General features: G+C 73.0%; 16 protein-coding genes, 1 tRNA gene and 1 other RNA gene. 10 read left to right on the plus strand and 8 right to left on the minus strand.

The genetic code is table 11. The features are described from left to right. Positions 1-36 precede the first annotated feature (36 nt). The 3 genes from H9623_RS01945 to H9623_RS01955 all read left to right on the plus strand — a co-directional run bounded on the left by H9623_RS01945 (position 37) and on the right by H9623_RS01955 (position 3,676). Positions 37-960: an LLM class F420-dependent oxidoreductase gene (locus H9623_RS01945; protein WP_193718599.1), complete on the plus strand. Its 924-nt coding sequence runs from the start codon at positions 37-39 to the stop codon at positions 958-960. Positions 961-1,148: 188 nt separating this feature from the next. Then, positions 1,149-2,510 carry a uracil-xanthine permease family protein gene (locus tag H9623_RS01950; RefSeq protein ID WP_193718420.1) on the plus strand — a complete coding sequence of 454 codons (1,362 nt, stop codon included), beginning with the start codon at positions 1,149-1,151 and terminating at the stop codon, positions 2,508-2,510. Between the two features lie 170 nt (positions 2,511-2,680). Beyond that, entirely contained in the window at positions 2,681-3,676 is a 996-nt protein-coding gene (locus tag H9623_RS01955) for a type IV toxin-antitoxin system AbiEi family antitoxin domain-containing protein (RefSeq protein ID WP_193718421.1), read from the plus strand. A gap of 76 nt (positions 3,677-3,752) precedes the next feature. Here H9623_RS01955 and H9623_RS01960 read toward each other — a convergent pair whose 3' ends face one another. The 6 genes from H9623_RS01960 to H9623_RS01985 form a co-directional block, all read right to left on the minus strand. Continuing rightward, entirely contained in the window at positions 3,753-4,361 is a 609-nt protein-coding gene (locus tag H9623_RS01960; protein ID WP_193718422.1) for a GNAT family N-acetyltransferase, read from the minus strand. A 74-nt stretch (positions 4,362-4,435) separates the two neighbouring features. Further along, positions 4,436-5,104: a LytR C-terminal domain-containing protein gene (locus tag H9623_RS01965; protein ID WP_193718423.1), complete on the minus strand. Its 669-nt coding sequence runs from the start codon at positions 5,102-5,104 to the stop codon at positions 4,436-4,438. Between the two features lie 9 nt (positions 5,105-5,113). Next, on the minus strand, positions 5,114-5,425 hold the full coding sequence (locus H9623_RS01970; RefSeq protein WP_193718424.1) for a type II toxin-antitoxin system VapB family antitoxin: 312 nt from the start codon (positions 5,423-5,425) through the stop codon (positions 5,114-5,116). A gap of 151 nt (positions 5,426-5,576) precedes the next feature. Next, a complete protein-coding gene (locus H9623_RS01975) occupies positions 5,577-7,244 on the minus strand; it encodes an ABC transporter permease (protein WP_193718425.1) in 1,668 nt (555 codons plus the stop codon). Continuing rightward, positions 7,241-8,197, minus strand: coding sequence for an ABC transporter ATP-binding protein (locus H9623_RS01980; RefSeq protein ID WP_193718426.1), 957 nt, complete (start codon positions 8,195-8,197; stop codon positions 7,241-7,243). Before H9623_RS01980 ends, H9623_RS01975 begins: the two co-directional genes overlap by 4 nt. A 126-nt stretch (positions 8,198-8,323) precedes the next feature. Beyond that, positions 8,324-9,043 carry a TetR/AcrR family transcriptional regulator gene (locus tag H9623_RS01985; RefSeq protein ID WP_193718427.1) on the minus strand — a complete coding sequence of 240 codons (720 nt, stop codon included), beginning with the start codon at positions 9,041-9,043 and terminating at the stop codon, positions 8,324-8,326. A gap of 184 nt (positions 9,044-9,227) precedes the next feature. Between H9623_RS01985 and H9623_RS01990 the strand changes: the two genes are divergently transcribed. Beyond that, positions 9,228-9,416, plus strand: a complete 189-nt coding sequence (locus H9623_RS01990) for a PspC domain-containing protein (RefSeq protein ID WP_193718428.1) — start codon at positions 9,228-9,230, stop codon at positions 9,414-9,416. A 25-nt stretch (positions 9,417-9,441) separates the two neighbouring features. Here the strand turns inward: H9623_RS01990 and H9623_RS01995 are convergent, their stop codons facing one another. Continuing rightward, the gene (locus H9623_RS01995) at positions 9,442-9,978 is read right to left on the minus strand and encodes a GNAT family N-acetyltransferase (RefSeq protein ID WP_321575218.1); all 537 of its coding nucleotides are present in this window, start codon (positions 9,976-9,978) and stop codon (positions 9,442-9,444) included. A gap of 83 nt (positions 9,979-10,061) precedes the next feature. Here H9623_RS01995 and H9623_RS02000 point away from each other — a divergent pair, with 83 nt between their 5' ends. Further along, entirely contained in the window at positions 10,062-10,625 is a 564-nt protein-coding gene (locus tag H9623_RS02000; RefSeq protein ID WP_193718430.1) for a hypothetical protein, read from the plus strand. A 60-nt stretch (positions 10,626-10,685) separates the two neighbouring features. On the opposite strand, the gene H9623_RS02005 is transcribed toward H9623_RS02000, so the two are convergent. After that, positions 10,686-10,771: transfer RNA gene (locus tag H9623_RS02005), tRNA-Ser, on the minus strand. Positions 10,772-10,989: 218 nt separating this feature from the next. Here H9623_RS02005 and ffs point away from each other — a divergent pair. From ffs to H9623_RS02030, 5 genes are all read left to right on the plus strand, one after another. Then, positions 10,990-11,086: signal recognition particle sRNA small type (gene ffs / locus H9623_RS02010), an RNA gene on the plus strand. Positions 11,087-11,720: 634 nt separating this feature from the next. After that, positions 11,721-12,614: a MetQ/NlpA family ABC transporter substrate-binding protein gene (locus H9623_RS02015; protein WP_193718431.1), complete on the plus strand. Its 894-nt coding sequence runs from the start codon at positions 11,721-11,723 to the stop codon at positions 12,612-12,614. A 186-nt stretch (positions 12,615-12,800) separates the two neighbouring features. Beyond that, a complete protein-coding gene (locus H9623_RS02020; protein WP_321575220.1) occupies positions 12,801-14,084 on the plus strand; it encodes a methionine ABC transporter ATP-binding protein in 1,284 nt (427 codons plus the stop codon). Next, the gene (locus H9623_RS02025) at positions 14,081-14,743 is read left to right on the plus strand and encodes a methionine ABC transporter permease (RefSeq protein ID WP_193718432.1); all 663 of its coding nucleotides are present in this window, start codon (positions 14,081-14,083) and stop codon (positions 14,741-14,743) included. The genes H9623_RS02020 and H9623_RS02025 overlap by 4 nt, the downstream gene beginning before the upstream one ends. Positions 14,744-14,846: 103 nt before the next feature. Beyond that, the gene (locus H9623_RS02030; protein WP_193718433.1) at positions 14,847-17,759 is read left to right on the plus strand and encodes a DNA polymerase III subunit gamma and tau; all 2,913 of its coding nucleotides are present in this window, start codon (positions 14,847-14,849) and stop codon (positions 17,757-17,759) included. The last annotated feature ends 1 nt before the right edge of the window (position 17,760 follow it).

Below are 17,760 nucleotides of genomic sequence, written 5' to 3' on the forward strand. Positions count from 1 at the left end.
CACCCTCGCCGACGTGGCAGGGTGGAGGCCATGACGATCGACCTCCGCATCTTCACCGAGCCCCAGCAGGGCGCCACCTACGACGACATCCTCGCGGTCGCGCGTGCGACCGAGGAGCTCGGCTTCGACGCTTTCTTCCGCTCCGACCACTACCTCGTCATGGGGGACGGTGACGGCCTGCCCGGCCCGACCGACGCCTGGACCACCCTCGCCGGGCTGGCCCGCGAGACGAGCCGCATCCGGCTGGGCACGCTCGTGTCGTCGGCCACGTTCCGCCACCCGGGCGTCCTCGCGATCCAGGTCGCGCAGGTCGACCAGATGTCGGGCGGTCGCGTCGAGCTCGGTCTGGGGGCGGGCTGGTTCCCGCAGGAGCACTCGGCGTACGGCATCCCGTTCCCCGCCAAGCGGTTCGGGATGCTCGAGGAGCAGCTCGCGGTCATCACGGGCCTGTGGGAGACGCCCGTGGGAGCGACGTTCGACTTCGCGGGAGAGCACTACACGCTCACGGACTCCCCGGCGCTGCCCAAGCCCGTGCAGTCTCGCGTCCCGGTCATCGTGGGCGGGCACGGACCGCGCCGCACCCCGGCGCTCGCGGCACGCTACGCGACCGAGTTCAACGTCGCGTTCCCCGACCCGGGCGTCCTGCCCGACCGCATCGAGAACGTCCGCGTCGTCTGCCAGGACGCGGGCCGCGACCCCGACGACCTCGTCTACTCGGCGGCCTTCGTGGTGTGCGTGGGCAAGGACGAGGCCGAGTTCCGTCGTCGCGCCGAGGCGATCGGCCGCGACCCCGAGGAGCTGCGCACCAACGGCATCGCGGGCACGCCCGCCGAGGCCGCGGACAAGCTCGCGGCCGCGAGCGAGCAGGGCGCGACGCGCTTCTACCTGCAGGTCCTGGACCTCGCGGACCTCGACCACCTCGAGCTGGTCGCGCGCGAGGTGCGGCCGCAGCTGAGCTGAGCCCACCCCCCTGCCCGACGGCGGAGCGCACCTTCCTGGCGACGGCGCGCTCCGCCGTCGGGCGTCCGGGGCGGGCGGGGACTCTGGGACGGCGCTGTCCACGCCCTACCGGTCGGTAACGGGTGACCCGAGGGCGGCAGTACCCTTCCCTTCGGCACTTCACCAGAACTTCACGAACGGAGCCCCCCATGGCAGCACTCGGCTGGAAGATCCACGGAGACGGGAAGCGTGTCGAACCCGGCGCCGTGGTCAGCACCGACGAACGCCTGAGCTGGCCGCGCACGATCGGGATCGGCATGCAGCACGTCGTCGCGATGTTCGGCGCGACGTTCCTCGTCCCGCTCCTGACGGGCTTCTCGCCCGCGACGACGCTGTTCTTCTCCGCGATCGGGACCATCGGGTTCCTGCTCATCACGCGCAACCGGCTCCCCAGCTACCTCGGGTCGAGCTTCGCGTTCATCGCCCCCATCACCGCCGCGACGGCCTCCGGGGGGCAGTCGGTCGCCGTCGGCGGGATCCTCGTCACGGGCCTGGTGCTCGCGCTCATCGGTGTCGTCGTGCACTTCGCGGGACCGCGCTGGATCGACCTGACCATGCCGCCCATCGTGACCGGCACCATCGTCGCGCTCATCGGCCTCAACCTGGCGCCCGCGGCCTGGGGCACCTGCCAGCAGTCCGTCGTCGACGGCGAGATCGTGGCCACGTGCGACGCCGGGTTCCGTGCGGCGCCCGTCACGGCGACCATCACCCTCGTCGCGATCATCCTCATCACGGTCCTCTTCAAGGGCATCGTCGGGCGTCTCGCGATCCTGCTCGGCGTGATCGTCGGCTACGTCGCCGCCTGGGTCCAGGGCGAGGTCGACTTCACCCCGGTGCGCGAGGCGTCCTGGTTCGGCTTCCCCGAGTTCGTCACGCCCACGTTCGACATCGCCGTGCTCGGCCTGTTCGTACCGGTCGTGCTCGTCCTGGTCGCGGAGAACGTCGGGCACGTGAAGTCCGTGTCCGCGATGACGGGCAAGAACCTCGACGACCTCACGGGCCGCGCGCTGTTCGCCGACGGCCTCGCGACCACGTTCGCGGGCGTCGGCGGCGGGTCCGGCACGACGACGTACGCCGAGAACATCGGCGTCATGGCGGCCACGCGCGTCTACTCGACCGCGGCCTACTGGGTCGCGGGCGCCACGGCCCTGCTGCTCAGCATGTCGCCCAAGTTCGGGGCGCTCATCGCGACCATCCCCGCGGGGGTCCTCGGCGGTGCGACGACGCTCCTCTACGGCATGATCGGCATCCTCGGTGCGCGCATCTGGGTGCAGAACAAGGTCGACTTCTCCGACCCGGTCAACCTGACGACGGCCGCCGTGCCGCTCATCATCGGCATCGCGAACTTCACGTGGGTCGTCGGCGACGTGACGTTCGAGGGCATCGCGCTCGGTACGGCGTCGGCCCTCGTGATCTACCACGTCATGCGGACCATCGCCCGGTGGCGCGGGACGTCGCAGGAGCCCGCGAGCCCGGCCTCGGTGCCCGGTGGCGAGGAGATCCCCGCCTGACCCTGTCGGTCCCCCCCGCGCTGCCGAACCTGAGGTAGGTCCGGCAACGCGGCGCAGTTGACTGACCAACCTCGGGTTCGGCAGCAGACGGCGCCCTGTGGACAACTCGCCTTGTCCACAGGGCGCCGCTCTCGTTCCTGAGCCGAGCCTCGGATGCGGTCGGATGCCTCATGCCCCGACCCCGCCAGCTCCCGCCGACCCTCCTCGCCCTCGCCGGTCGCCAGCACGGCCTCGTCACGACCGCGCAGTGCCGCGCGGCAGGAATGAGCCGCGACCGCGTCGCGCGCGCGACGGCCACCGCCGGGTGGGCGCGCATCACGCGCGGTGTGTACGACACCGACCCCACCCCGGTCCGCTCCCGGCCCCTCGACCATCGTCGCCGCCGGTCCGCCTGGGCCGCGATGCTGGCGTTCGGGCCCCGGTCGATCTCGGTCGGAACCTGTGCGCTCGCCCTCCTCGGAGTCGCAGGCCTGCCCTCCCGCCTCCAGCCGCAGGCTGCGTTGCCCGGTGGGCGGGCCGCGCTGTCCCGGGACGGGATCGAGCTGCGCATGTTCGACGACGGCATGTCGGTGCAGGTGGTGGAAGGACGCTTCGTGGCGACCCCCGAGTGGGCGCTGGCGCAGGCAGTTCCCGAGCTCGAGCGACGGCACGCGGCCGCTGTCATGGACTCGGCCCTGCACCAGGGACTCGTGACGCCGCAGGAGCTCGGCCGTGCCCACGACAAGGCGAGAGGGCGCCGCGGGGTGGCACGGACCCACGCGTGGTGGGACATGGCGGACGGACGCGCGGAGTCACCGCTCGAGACCTTCGCCAGGCTCGACTGCGCCGACGGCGGGGTACCTCCGGACCGGCTCCAGGTCGTCCTGCGGGACGATGCCGGCAGGATCGTCGCGCGTGGGGACCTCGGGTGGTCGTTGGGCGCCGGCCGGTGGCTGATCGCCGAGATGGACGGTGCGGAGTTCCACGACACCCCGGAGGCGGTCTTCGCCGACAGGTCGCGGCAGAACCTGCTGGTGGCGAGCGGTCGGGTCGTGGTGCTGCGGTTCACGGCCCGTGACGTGGCAGCACCGGGGACGATCGCGCGAGAGGTCCGAGCCGCGCTGCGGGCTCTGCGGACGCAGGTGCCGAACCCGAGGTCGGTCAGGGCGCCCGGGGAGGTTGTCTGACCAACCTCGGGTTCGGCACCCGGGCACCCGGGCTCACGGCACCCGGGCACCCGGGCTCACACCATCGGTGCTGGAGCTAGAGCTTGAGCCCCAGCACGTAGCCGATCTCCGTGGGGACCCGCACGAACCCGAGGTGCTCGTAGAACCCGATCGCCGACGTGTTGGTCTCGGAGACACCCAGGTGGACCCCCTGGACGCCGCGCTCACGGAGCGCGTCGAACAGGAGCCCGAGCAGGCGCCGCCCGTTGCCGCCGCCCTGTGCCGCGGGCAGCAGGTCCACGTGGAGATGGGCGGGGAAGAGGTCCAGCACCTCCGGGTCCGCGGTCGGCGGAGCGTGCAGGAGCCGCACCAGGCCGGCGTCGGCAGCCTCCGGGGGGAACACGTCCAGCGGGTAGCGGGCACGCAGGGCCGGCCACCAGTCGCGCTCGCACCGCTCCTCGAACTCACGGGTGTCCGCGGTCCCGACGACGTACCCGACCGCTCCCGTGCCGTCGTCGGCCACGAAGGCGAGACCCGGCTCGAACGCCAGGTACGCGCCGAGGTAGATCTCGCCCAGCAGCCGTGGGTCGCTGAACCTCGCCGACGCGTCACCGCCGTCGGCGCCCGTCCGCAGGCAGATGTCGTAGAGACGGTCGACCTCGGTGGGGTCGGTCGTGCGCGCAGGGCGGAGAGGGAGCAAGGCCATACCGGGCCCTTTCGGAGAGGGAGCGACGAGTCGTGGTCGAGAGAAGGCTAGGGCGAGAAGCGCCGGACGGTTCCCTAGCCCTCCGCGGGCGCCTCCTCGACCGGCACCGGAGCGACGTAGGCAGCCTTGGGCGTGATGGTCTCGATGGCCACGCACCCCGCGGGACTCGTGAGCGGCACCGCCGGGTCGATCTGCACGAGCTCCTCGTCGACGAGGTTCACGAAGTTCTCCCCGAGCACCAGGTCGACGGTGGCGTCGGCCCGGTCGTCGAGCACCAGGACCGCGTCGTCGTAGTGGGCCGCGAGCGTGTAGGCCTGGGCGATACCGGTCGCGCCGAACGAGATCTGCGTGCTGGCCTGCTCCTGGTTCTTCCCGGCAGCGTCCTTGAGGTCGCCGACCGAGGCGATCGTGAAGCCCCGCTTCTCCAGGATCTGCTTGTTCGCGGCGGCGAGCCCTCCCTTGCCGGAAGCGTTCAGGACACGGACCTGCACCTCCCCGTAGGGGATCGGCAGTGCGCCCTCCTGCAGGCACGGAGCCTTCACGCCGGCGAGCGCGTCCTCCACCTTGGGCGTGCTGAACGTCCGGTCGAACGGCGGCTCGACGGCGCCCGTGTAGACGGCGAGCGCACCGATCCCCGTGACGGCCAGGAACGCGACGAGGAGGCCGAAGACCACGGCCTGACGTTCGTGCACGCGGCGCCGTCTGGCGGTGCGGGAGGGATCGGGGCCGGGCTGCGTGGTCACGCGAGCAACCTACCCGACCGCCGGGGCATTGAGCATGAGCACGCGGGCATGCAGGATGGCACGCTGCTGCAGGGCTGCGCGGACTGCGCGGTGCAGACCGTCCTCGAGGTAGAGCACCCCCTGGTACTCCACGACGTGCGCGAAGAGGTCACCATAGAACGTCGAGTCCTCCGAGAGCAGGTTGTCGAGGTTCAAGGTCCGCTTGGTCGTGACGAGCTCGTCGAGCCTGACCTGACGGGGTGGCACGCTCGACCAGTCCTTGGGCGTGACCAACCCGTGGTCGGGGTACGGGCGCCCGGCACCGACGGCCTTGAAGATCATGCGGGCCAGTCTAGGGCGAGGTCCTGGTGCGGCGCTGCCGATCCTGCCGACCGCCCCACTCCTCCACGCCTCCCGCACATCCAGCCCGGTCCGCCGCCGCGCTGACGGGCCCACCGCCGGGCCAGGCGTCAGCGCGGACCGTGCCGGATCGTCACGCCCCGCCCACGTCCCGCCGTCGGAACCCGACGGCGGCGACGCCGACGAGCACGACGGCGATCGCGGTCAGGGCGAGGACGGGGCCGGCCGAGAAGGGGACGAGGGGCACCTGCGGCACGTGGGTGAACGGCGACAGGTCGCGGACCGGCTGCGGCAGACCGAACAGCTCACCGAGCTGTCCGACGACGAGCACGAGCGTCACGATCCCCCAGCCGAGGGCCACGAGCCGGGGCCACCACCCGTACAGCACGAGCACGAGGCCTGCGACGACCAGGGCGGCCGGGATCTGCACGAGCCCGGCACCGACCGCGTCCGAGAACGCTACGCCCCACCCGCCCGACACCAGGGCGTGCCCGAGGCCCATCATGAGCCCGGCCCACAGCGGGACGGCGACGACGCCGACGACGAGCAGCACGACCGAGGCCGCCAGATAGGCCGTCCGGGAGACGCCGGTCGCGAGCACGATCTCGGCCCGGCCCGAGGTCTCCTCGGCGTGCAGCCTGGAGACGAGCGTCACGGCGAAGGCTGCCGCGGCGATCCCGACGAAGCCCATGATCGCGACCTGGAACACCTGGGCCAGCGCCCCGGCCCCGCCGAGCTGCGCGATGACCTGCTGCATCTGGGGCGAGGAACCCGCGATGTCGTCGACCGAGTCCAGCAGGAAGCCGACGAGCAGGCAGTACGCGCCGACTCCCAGCGTCCACGACACGACACCGGGCACCTGCAGGCGCGTCGCGAGCGCGAGCGGGCTCGCGAGCGAGGTCGACTCCGCGGGCCCCGGCCGGGGCTGGACGAGGCCCGCGCCGAGGTCCCGCCCCAGCGAGAGCCGGGCGGCGACCACGACGCACACGCCGAGCAGCGCGACGCACAGCAGCGCGGGCCCCCACGCGTTCGCGCCGAACGGGTCGATCTCCTGGACCCAGCCCACGGGGGAGACCCGGTGCAGCCAGTCGGCGGAGGGCTCGATGTCGGCCACGCCGCGCAGCGCGTACCCCGCGACGAGCAGCAGGACGCCGATCGTGTTGGCGGTCCGCGAGGACGTCGCGACCTGCGCGCACACGGCCCCGATGCCGGTCGCGGCCAGGCCCAGCGCCGCGAACTGGAGGCCGAACGCGAGCGACGAGGCGCCGTCGGCTCCCTGGGCCACGTACATGGCCGCCATGAGAGCGCCCGTGAGCACGGACATCCCGCTCGCGACGAGGATCCCCGTCGCGAGCGGGGCGAGCGACCCGACGCGGGCGGCGCGCACGAGCTCGAGCCGCCCGGTCTCCTCCTCCTTGCGCGTGTGACGCACCACGGTGAGCACCGCGAGCACGCCCAGCACGAGGATCATGAAGGGGCCCACGCGCCACGCGGCGGTCGAGGCGACCGACCCGGTGTGCTCGAGCGGGCCGAGCAGCGCCAGGAAGGCGCTGTTGGTCCCCATGCTCGCGGCGAGCTCGTCGCGCTCGGCCTGCGTCCCGTAGACGGTTGCGACCGACGAGTACGTGACCGCGACCATGAGCAGCACCACGGCCACGTACACGGGCAGGAGGACGCGGTCGCGCCGCAGGGCGAGGCGCACGAGCGCCCCCGTCCCGGTGCATGCCGTCCGCAGCGACAGGGGCGGGGCGCCCGCGCGGGGCGTCTCTGCGGCCGGGCCGACGGAGTCGATCGCGGTCATCGCAGCGCCTCGCCGTCGAGCAGGGCGAGCTCGTCGCCGTACTGCCGCAGGAACAGCTCCTCGAGCGAGGGCGGCTCGATCGTCAGGCCGTGAGGTTCCAGGTCGGCGAGCGCGCGCGTGACCCGGGGCAGGGCGTCGTCGTCGACGTGGAACCTCACGTGCGAGCCGTCGACGACGAGGTCGTGGACCCCGGCCAGGTCTGCCAGCGCGTCCGTCGCGCCGGACGTGCCCGCAGCGACGTCCCCCACGGTCACGACGACCTTGGAGCGCGTGAGGTGCCGCAGCTCCCGCAGCGTCCCGGACTGCACGGCCCGGCCGCTGCGGATGATCGTGACGGTGTCGCACAGCGCCTCGACCTCGGCCAGGATGTGGCTCGACAGCAGGACCGACGTGCCGCGCGCGGTCGCCTCGCGCACGCAGTCCTGGAAGACGGCCTCCATGATCGGGTCGAGGCCCGACGTCGGCTCGTCGAGCACGAGGAGCTCGGCGTCGGCGCTGAGCGCTGCGACCAGCGCGACCTTCTGGCGGTTGCCCTTGGAGTAGGTCCCGGTCTTCTTGGTCGGGTCGAGCTCGAACCGCTCGAGCGTGCGGGCCTTGCGGCGCTCGTCGACGGCCGCGCCGCGCAGGCGCAGCAGCAGGTCGATCGTCTCGCCGCCCGAGAGCTGGGGCCACAGCGTGACGTCGCCCGGGACGTAGGCGAGGCGTCGGTGCAGGGGGACGGCGTCGCGGAACGGGTCGCCGCCCAGCAGGGTCGCGGTGCCCGAGTCGGGGCGCAGCAGCCCGAGCAGGACGCGGATGGCGGTCGACTTGCCGGCGCCGTTGGGCCCCAGGAAGCCTGCGACCTCCCCGGCGCGGACCGTCAGGTCCAGGCCGTCGAGCGCTCGGGTCGTGCCGAAGGACTTGTGCAGGTCGCGGATCTCGACCGCCGGTGCGGGGTGTCCTGAGGTGCTCATGGTTCCTCGTCGGGTGAGGGAGGGGTGGGGCCTGCGGGAGGGGAGCGGCGTCGTCGGGCGGGGGAGTGCCGTGCCCGACGGCGCCGCTCGGCCCCGGTGTGCGGGCGGCGGGCTCGTCGTCCCGGGCTACGAGGCGGTCGCGGCGGTGTGGTCGCCGGACTGCTCGCCGGGCGGCGGCTCCGCGTACCGCAGGTAGGCGTCGAGGAGCGTGCGGTCGGTGAGGAAGCCTTCGGTGAACAGCTCGATCGCGGGCAGGCCCATGCGGTCGACGTACCCGCGGACGATCCCGCCGGTGTCGCCCGGTTCGGTGGGCGGGTGGAGCGTGAGGTCGAGGAGGACGGTGCCGAGGGACTGCGTCACGAGGTACCGGGCGCGCGCCGCCTCGTCGAGCGAGGGCTTGATGGTCCCGGTGGCGACCCCGTCCGCGATGTAGGCCTCGGCGTCGTCGACCATGTGGGCCACGAAGGACCGGGCGAGGTCGCCTCCCTCCTGGAGGCTGCGCAGCACGTAGCCGAGCACGGGGCCGTACTCCTCGACCGACGAGAGCTGCGCGAGGACGTCCAGGGGGCTGCCCCGGTTGCCGTGCTCGTCGCCCAGGACGTTGCGCTTGTTCTCGCGGACGAGGACGAGGACGTGCTCGTCGCACGCGCGGTGGAGCCCTTCCTTGGACCCGAAGTGGTGGATGACGAGCCCCGGGCTGACCCCGGCGTCGGCCGCGATGGTGCGGACCGGGACCCGGAAGCCCTCGGACGCGAAGCGGAGCAGGGCGGCGTCGCGGATGCGCGCCCGCCCGGTGAGGTCCGGGGCGTCCGGGACCTGCTCGTCGACCGGCGATGCTGAACGCATGTTCAACACGCTAAACACTTGTTCAGCCCACCACAAGAGGGCTGGCGCCAAGGAGGCGTCACGGACCGATGACCCGGGGCTGACGCGAGGACGACAACCGCCCTGGGGTAGGCGGGGCGGTTCAGGGGGCGGACCAGGGATGTCCCCGATGTGCGCGGACCGGGCCCCGGCGTACCGTCGAAACATGAGCCACATCCTCGCCAGACCGCGCCGCGGCGCCGTGATCGCCGGCGTCTGCGCCGGCCTCGCCCGACGCTTCGACGTCAGCCCGACCCTCGTCCGCGTCATCGCGGTCGCGTCCTGCATCCTGCCCGGACCGCAGATCCTGGCCTACGTCGTGCTGTGGATCATGCTGCCCCGCGACCCGGAGTGAGCCCTTGCCGTGTGACTCGTCGGGGTCAGATCCGCAGGGCGAGCCAGCGCTGCGCGTACCGGTCGTCGTTGAACGCCGGGACGTCCACGTACCCGCGTCGCGCATAGAGGGCCAGGGCCTCGACCAGGTCGTGCCGGGTGTCGAGCCGTACGACCAGGGCACCCCGGTCCCGTGCCGCCGATTCTGCGGCGTCGAGGAGCGCGGTGGCGATGCCGCGTCCACGGAACGCCGGGTCGACGAACACGCGTCTGAGCTCCGCGGTCGGCTCGGGAGCGTCGTGCGCGAGCTCGACCCCCGCGCACCCCACGGCCACCGGGCCGTCGTGGCCGTCCGCCCAGGCGAGGTGGAACGAGCCGTTGGGTGCAGCCAGCCCCGTGGAGTGCTGGGAGGCGAAGCCCGCTGCGAGATCGTCCGGCGGCGTCGCGTGACCGAAGAACCGGTCGCTGACCTCGGTGTAGTACCGGAACAGGATCGCCTCCGACTCCGGGGCATGGACCGGATGCTCCGCGACGCGCCAGGTCGCCGCGAGGTCTGTTGGGAGGGAGCGGTCTGCGTGGGCCACGCCGGCCAGTATGCCTGGGACACGTACCTGCGTGGTCGCCCGAGGCTTTTGTCCCTCACAGTCCGGCATGACACCATCCGGAGGTGCGCGCCCCCCTCACTCGACTCACCGTGCTCCCTCTCTGCCTCGGCCTCGCGGTCACGACGCTCGCGGGATGCGCGGAACCGGCCCGGCCCCTGGCGACCGCGGAGCTGACCCCGGGGGCTGCGGCCCCCGTGACCCCGCTCCCCGCGTTCGACGCGTCGACGCCCACCGGTGCCCTGATGCTGGCCGCGGCGGACGAGCTCGCCCCGACGGTCCTCCCGGCGGGGTTCCACTTCGTCGAGACCGTCGTCATCGACCGTTCGGAGTCCACGAGCTCGATCTACGTCCAGGGCGAGCCGGGGGAGCAGGGGCCCGGGCTGTACGTCCATGCGGTGCACGCGGGCGTCGAGGTGGCCCACCTCGGTGACGACTGGACGCCCGAGGCGGTCCCCGAGCTCTCGGGCACGATGCCGGTGACCGTGGTCTCGGACCCTGAGGGCCAGGAGCGTTCGGTCGTCTCGATCGACGCGTCCCCGGCCGGTGTGGTGCGGCTCATCGGCGACGGCGTCCCGCGTGACGAGCTGATCGCGATGGCGGGACGTCTGCTCGCCTCGGTCGGCTGAGCCGGACCGCACCGGGAACGACGAAGGGTCCGCAGCGCAGGCTGCGGACCCTTCGGTCTGCGGAGGATGGGGGATTCGAACCCCCGAGGGCTTTTAACCCAACACGCTTTCCAAGCGTGCGCCATAGGCCACTAGGCGAATCCTCCGTGCTGCAGCGTCGACCCACGTGGGGCGTCAGGCAGCGTGTCGAGAATACCGGACGCGGGGCCTGCGACCGAATCGGCCCGCTGTGCCGCCGCGCGGCTTGCCCCGTGGAGCGCTGCGGCGCGGGTCGCGGCGCTCACCGTCCGAGGCCGACCGGCCTGCGGCGGGGGCCGGTGGTCGGCCGGTTTTCGACGACGGCCCGTCCTGGGCTAGGCTGGGTCCAGACCCCTCGTGCGGCGCTAACTCACTGAACTCCCCCAGGGCCGGAAGGCAGCAAGGGCAGGTGGGCTCTGGTGGGTGCACGGGGGGTCCTTGCATGCCCGGGGGGATTCCTGGGGCCGCTCCGTCGCGGCCGACGGGCCCGCGGTCGAGTCGTCCGCGCAGAACGGCCCGACGGCGACGCTCACCTGTGCTCCCGGCCCCGGCGGCCTGACGCGCTCCGCAGCCAGAATGTGGCTTGCGTCATAGTTGTCATCCGCAGAATGCGGGCAAAATGGCCCAGACCGCCCAGGAGTGCCCACGATGCGGTCGAAATTCCGTCCAACATCTGGATTATCGACCGACGTGGTGGTTTTGAGGCGCCGAGCGTGCGCATCATGGAGCCATGACCCGCCCCACGAGCACCGAGCTCACGACGCACCGCGCAGCCACCTGCTGCCGAATGTCGTGTCGCTCCGTCCTGCGTGGCGCCGGTCGAATGTGCTGTCAGCTCTGACCTGACCCCAGCACCGCACCGCCCGCCTCGCGAGCGCAGCCCGGAGACGACCGGAGCCCGCGCCGCAGCGCCCGCCTCATCCCTTCCTGAACCACCGACCACCGGTGACGTGTCCTCGTGACGCGCGCTCCGTCGTCGGGCAGGAGGACGTTCCACCTCCCACCCCGTCACCACCGTGATGCCCCTCACGAACGCCCCGCGACAACCGCCGGCGCTCGTCACCGGAAGGACAGACCATGCTCCGCAAGAACTTCGCCCTCGCCGCCATCGTGGGCGCCGCCGCCCTGACGCTCGGCGCGTGCGCCACGACCCCCGCCGACAGCGGTTCCTCGGCAGGCGGCGCGGACGACGTCGTCAAGATCGGCGTCGTCGGTGCCCAGGAGGACAAGTGGGCCGTGTTCGAGAAGGTCGCCGAGGAGGAGGGCCTGAACATCGAGATCGTCGACTTCGGCGACTACCAGCAGGCCAACCCGGCGCTCTCGCAGGGCCAGATCGACCTCAACCAGTTCCAGCACCTGCAGTTCCTCGCGGGCTACAACGTCGAGGCCGGCGACGACCTCCAGCCCATCGGCGCCACCGCGGTCTACCCGCTCGCGCTCTACTCGTCCAAGCACACCGCGCTCGAGGACATCCCCGCGGGCGGTGAGATCGCGATCCCCAACGACGCCACGAACCTCGCCCGCGCGCTCCTCGTCCTCCAGGAGGCCGGGCTCATCGAGCTCAAGGACGGCGGCAGCTCGCTGTCGACCGAGGCCGACGTCCTCCCGTCCTCCAAGGTCAAGGTCACCCCGGTCTCGGCCGAGCAGACCCCGATCGCCCTGCAGTCGGTCGACGGCGCGGTCGTCAACAACGACTTCATCAAGGACGCCGGTCTCAACCCCGACGACGCCCTGTTCCAGGACGACCCCGACTCCGCCGCCGCCGAGCCCTACATCAACGTGTGGGTCGCCCGCGCCGAGGACAAGGACGACGAGACCCTCCTGAAGATCGCCGCGCTCTCGCAGAACGAGGAGGTCATCGCCGCCGAGAACGAGTCGTCCGGCAACTCCGCGGTCATCAAGAGCAACTCGGCCGCCGAGCTCCAGGAGATCCTCGCGGGGATCGAGAAGAACTACCGCGCCCAGGGCTGAGCCCGGCGCAGCCCAGGTGCCCGACGGCGGCGCTCACCCGACACCGTCGGGCACCCGTGCGCCCTCGCCCGACGCACGACCTGCGTGTTGGATAGGACCTGTCCACGCACGCCTGCCCCCGCACACGCCGCAGCCGAGCGGCTCCCGCCAGGAGCCCGGCCGCCGCCCCCCACGAGAGGTTCCTCCGTGAGCACCACCTCGGACACGATGGTCCGCTTCCGCGACGTGACGAAGGTCTTCGGGACCGGGTCGTCCGCCGTGGCAGCCGTCGACGGCGTCACCCTGGACATCCGGGTGGGTGAGATCTTCGGCGTCATCGGCTACTCGGGCGCGGGCAAGAGCACGCTCGTCCGGCTCATCAACGCGCTCGAACCCGTGACCTCGGGCAGCGTGGTCGTCGACGGCGACGAGGTGAGCGCGCTCTCCGAGCGCGACCTGCGTCCCGTGCGCGCGAGCATCGGCATGATCTTCCAGCAGTTCAACCTGCTGTCCTCGCGGACCGTCGCCGGGAACGTGGCCTACGCGCTCAAGGTCGCGGGCTGGGACAAGGCGCGCCGGGAGACCCGGGTCGCCGAGCTGCTCGAGTTCGTCGGGCTGTCCGACAAGGCCAAGGCCTACCCGTCGCAGCTCTCGGGCGGGCAGAAGCAGCGCGTCGGGATCGCCCGCGCGCTCGCCACCTCGCCCAAGCTCCTGCTCGCCGACGAGGCCACGAGCGCCCTCGACCCCGAGACCACGCGCGACGTCCTGGCGCTCCTGCGCCGCGTCAACGCCGAGCTCGGCGTGACGATCGTCGTCATCACGCACGAGATGGACGTCGTGCGCTCGACGTGCCACCGTGTCGCGGTCATGGAGCACGGCAAGGTCGTCGAGGTCGGCGAGGTCTACGACGTGTTCTCGTCGCCGCAGGCCCCCGCGACCAAGAAGTTCGTCGGGACCGCGCTGCGCGACCGGCCCGGCCCCGAGGCGCTCGAGCGCCTGCGCCGCCGGCACCCCGGGCGCCTCGTGACGGTCGGCGTCCACGAGGACGGGACCTCGGGCGCGAGCCTGACCCGGCTCCTGCGCGAGCACGGGCTCGACGGCGCCGTGGTGTTCGGCGGGATCTCCGAGATCGGGGAGCGGCCCTTCGGCTCGCTCACGCTCGAGCTCGCGGGCGACGACGCCACGATCGCGGCGTTCCTCACCGAGCTGTCCGAGACCACCGACGTCGTGGACCTCGGTACCGCCGCAGACCCGCGCGACGACCCGCGCGTCGTCGCCGGGGCGAGCGACGAGTCGGGCGACGCCGACGACGCGACCGGGGCTCCGCCGTCGGGCCGGGTCGACGAACCGGACCCGCGCGACGCCTGGCAGAGCGAGAGATGGCCCGGGACGGGCAGCACCGGGATCTCGGGGCTCGGTCGCCCCGGCACGCAGGGCACCCAGCCCGGTGACTTCGGCACCGAGCCCGGCACGTTCGGAGGCACGCGATGAACCGCGACTGGTCCACCTTGCTGCCGATCCTGTGGGACGCGCTCGGCGAGACGCTCTACATGGTCTCGATCGCGCTCCTCGCGGGCGGGCTCGGCGGCCTGGTGCTGGGGCTCGCGCTCTACTGCACGCGCAAGGGCAACCTGCTGGCGAACGCCGTCGTGTTCAACGTCCTCAACGTGCTCGTCAACATCGTCCGGCCCATCCCGTTCATCATCTTCCTGACGATGATCTACCCCGTGACGCTCGCGGTCGTCGGGACGACGATCGGCACCGAGGCGTTCGTCCTGCCGCTGTCCGTCATGACCGCGTTCGGGACCTCGCGCATCGTCGAGCAGAACCTCGTGAGCATCGACCCGGGCGTGGTCGAGGCCGCGCGCGCCATGGGCGCCTCGCCGTGGCGCATCATCCGGACCGTGCTCATCCCCGAGGCGCTCGCGCCGCTCATCCTGGGCTACACGTTCATCTTCGTGGCCGTGATCGACATGTCGGCCATGGCCGGCTACATCGGCGGTGGCGGCCTGGGAGACTTCGCGATCCGCTACGGCTACCAGCGCTACAACTGGGCCGTGACGGCCGTGACGGTCGTCGTCATCATCGTGATCGTGCAGGTCGTCCAGTTCTTCGGCAACTGGCTCGCGCGCAAGGTCCTGCGGCGCTGACGCACGGCTCCGGGTGGGCCGACGCACGTGCGGCGGGGCCCCGGGCAGCACGCCTGGGGACCCGCTGTGCGGGCTGTCAGCCACGCCGTCTAGAGTTGCCGGGGTGAGCACCGCCCTGTACCGCCGCTACCGGCCAGAGACCTTCGCCGAGGTCATCGGGCAGGACCACGTCACCGGACCCCTGCGGCAGGCGCTGCGCAGCGGACGCGTGAACCACGCCTACCTCTTCTCGGGCCCTCGCGGCTGCGGCAAGACGACCTCGGCGCGCATCCTCGCGCGCACCCTGAACTGCGCGCGCAACACCGAGGAGACGCCCATCGACACCCCCTGCGGGGAGTGCTCGTCGTGCATCGAGCTCGCACGTGGCGGCTCGGGCAGCCTCGACGTCATCGAGATCGACGCGGCCTCGCACAACGGTGTCGACGACGCCCGTGAGCTGCGCGAGCGCGCGACCTTCGCGCCCGCCCGGGACCGGTACAAGATCTTCATCCTCGACGAGGCCCACATGGTCACGCCGCAGGGCTTCAACGCGCTCCTCAAGCTGGTCGAGGAGCCGCCGCCCCACGTGAAGTTCATCTTCGCGACGACCGAGCCGGACAAGGTCATCGGGACCATCCGCTCGCGCACGCACCACTACCCGTTCCGCCTGGTCCCGCCGGACGTCCTGGGCCCGTACCTCGAGCAGCTCTGCGCCGCGGAGGGCGTGACGATCGGCACCGGGGTGGTGCCCCTCGTCGTCCGCTCGGGCGGCGGCTCGGTGCGTGACTCGCTGTCCGTCATGGACCAGCTCATCGCTGGCGCAGAGGCCGGGAACGTCGACTACGAGCGCGCCGTGGACCTCCTGGGCTTCACGCACGCCTCGCTGCTCGACGACGTCGTGGAGGCCCTCGCGGCCCGCGACGGCGCGAGCATCTTCCGGGTCGTCGAGCAGATCATCACCACGGGGCACGAGCCGCGCCGCTTCGTCGAGGACCTGCTCGAACGCCTCCGGGACCTCATCGTCATCTCGGTCTCGGGCGGTGCCGCGGACGCCGTGCTGCGCGACGTCCCGTCCGACCAGCTCGAGCGCATGAAGGCCCAGGCCCAGAACCTCGGCGCGGCCGAGCTGTCGCGTGCGGCAGACCTGGTCAACGCGGCGCTCACCGAGATGAGCGGAGCCACGTCGCCGCGCCTGCACCTCGAGCTCCTGTGCGCCCGCCTCCTGCTCCCCGGCGTGGACGACGGCGCCGCGGGGCTCGCGGCCCGCATCGACCGGTTGGAACGGGGCGGCCTGGGTACCGGCGGCCTCGCGCCCGTCGCCGCCGCGCCGCGACCGGGAGGCCCCGAGGGGCTCGTCGCAGCGCCCCGCGTCGCGCAGGCCGAGGACGACGCGCCCGTCGCGCCCGCGAACGGACTCAGCGGCGCCGCAGCCGCACGGGCAGCGCTCCAGGCCCGCAAGGCGGGGGAGGGGGCCGCCCCTGCGCCCGCACGCCCGGCGGGGGCCCCGGTCGCAACGCCCGCAGCCGTCCCGGCTGATGCGGCGCCGGTCCCCGACGCCGGGGCGGACACCGCTGCTGCGCCCGCTGTGCCGACTGCTACTGCGCCCGCGAGCGACGCCGTCGCCGTGGCGCCCTCGGGCGCACCGGGCGAGAGCGGCGACTGGCCCGTCGTGGTGCCCGTCGGCACGGCCGAGCCCGCGCCGAGCGAGCAGGGGACGGACGAGCCCGCCCCGGCTCCGGTCGCCGCCGGGGACGACTCGGCGGTCGCCGTCGACGATGCCGCACACGCCGGCAGCACCGCAGGCTCCGTGGAGGAGCGCACCCCGGCCGTCGCCCCCGTCGACGAGGCCGACCCGGCTGCACGCCGCGGACCGGTCGCCGCTCCCGACGGTGCTCGGGCGGAGCCCGCTGCTGCGCAGGCTCCGGCGGCACAGGCCGTGCCCGCCGCCCCGGCAGCCGCTCAGCCGCCCGCCCCCGCGTCGAGCGACACGGACGCCCTCAGCACCGACGTGCTGCGCCGCCGCTGGCCCGAGGTCCTCCAGACCCTCAGCTCGAGCCGGGTCACGTGGTCGCTCGTGAGCGGCAACGCCCAGGTCGGGGAGCTCACGCCGGACACCCTCTACCTGGCGTTCCAGACGCCCGCCCTCGCACGGACCTTCTCCACGTCGCGTCACACGGGGGCCGTCCAGGAAGCCGTCTACCAGACCCTCGGCTTCCAGGTCCGGGTCGAGGCGCGTCTCGACGAGGGCGGTGGCGCGGGCCCGAGCACGACCACGCCGGCCGCGCCCCCCGCGCCGCGCCGCGACGAGCCGACGAGCGGACCCGCGGGTGGCGGCGCGCCGACCGGCGCTGGACCGGCTGCTGCGCCGACCGGCGCTGGACCGGCTGCTCCCGCCCAGGGCGGACCGGCATCGGGCGCGAACGCTCAGCACGCGTCGGCGGAACGAGTCGGCGTCGTCTCGGCGCCGACGCCCGCCAACCCTTCCGGCGCCCCCCACGGGTCGGCCGGCCCGGGTGCCACCGGCCCTGCCGGGGCCGACGCCGCCGCGTCCCCGCAGCACAGCAACGTCGCCCTCCAGGAGCGTCCCGTCGCCCGGCCCGCGGCCCCCGTCCCCGAGGTCGAGCCGGTCGTCAACGCGGCCGACGAGGCCTGGCTCGCGGGCCTGCCCGTGACCGAGCCCCCCGCGGACCTCGACGACGGCCACGAACCGCCGCCCGCGGACGTGCGGCGAGCGGCGCCGTCGGGCGTCCGGGCCGTGGCCCGCCCGGCCGCACCCTCAGCACCGTCCGCCCCCACGCCCGCCGTCCCCACCGGGCCCGCGCCCGGGGTGCGCGAGACGCGCCGCCAGACGCTCGAACGGCAGGCCGCCGAGCAGAAGGCCCGGCAGTCCTCGGCGCGCGTCTCGGTCTCGATGGACGACGACTCGCCGTCCGACGACGACCCGGACCTCGCGTCGTCGGGCCTGGTCGGGGCCCCGCTCGTGGCGCAGCTCCTGGGCGGCGTCGTGATCGACGAGACCATCGACACCGGGCTCTGAC

Origin of the sequence: Oerskovia douganii (assembly GCF_015142735.1) — a bacterium.
GTDB lineage: Bacteria > Actinomycetota > Actinomycetes > Actinomycetales > Cellulomonadaceae > Oerskovia > Oerskovia douganii.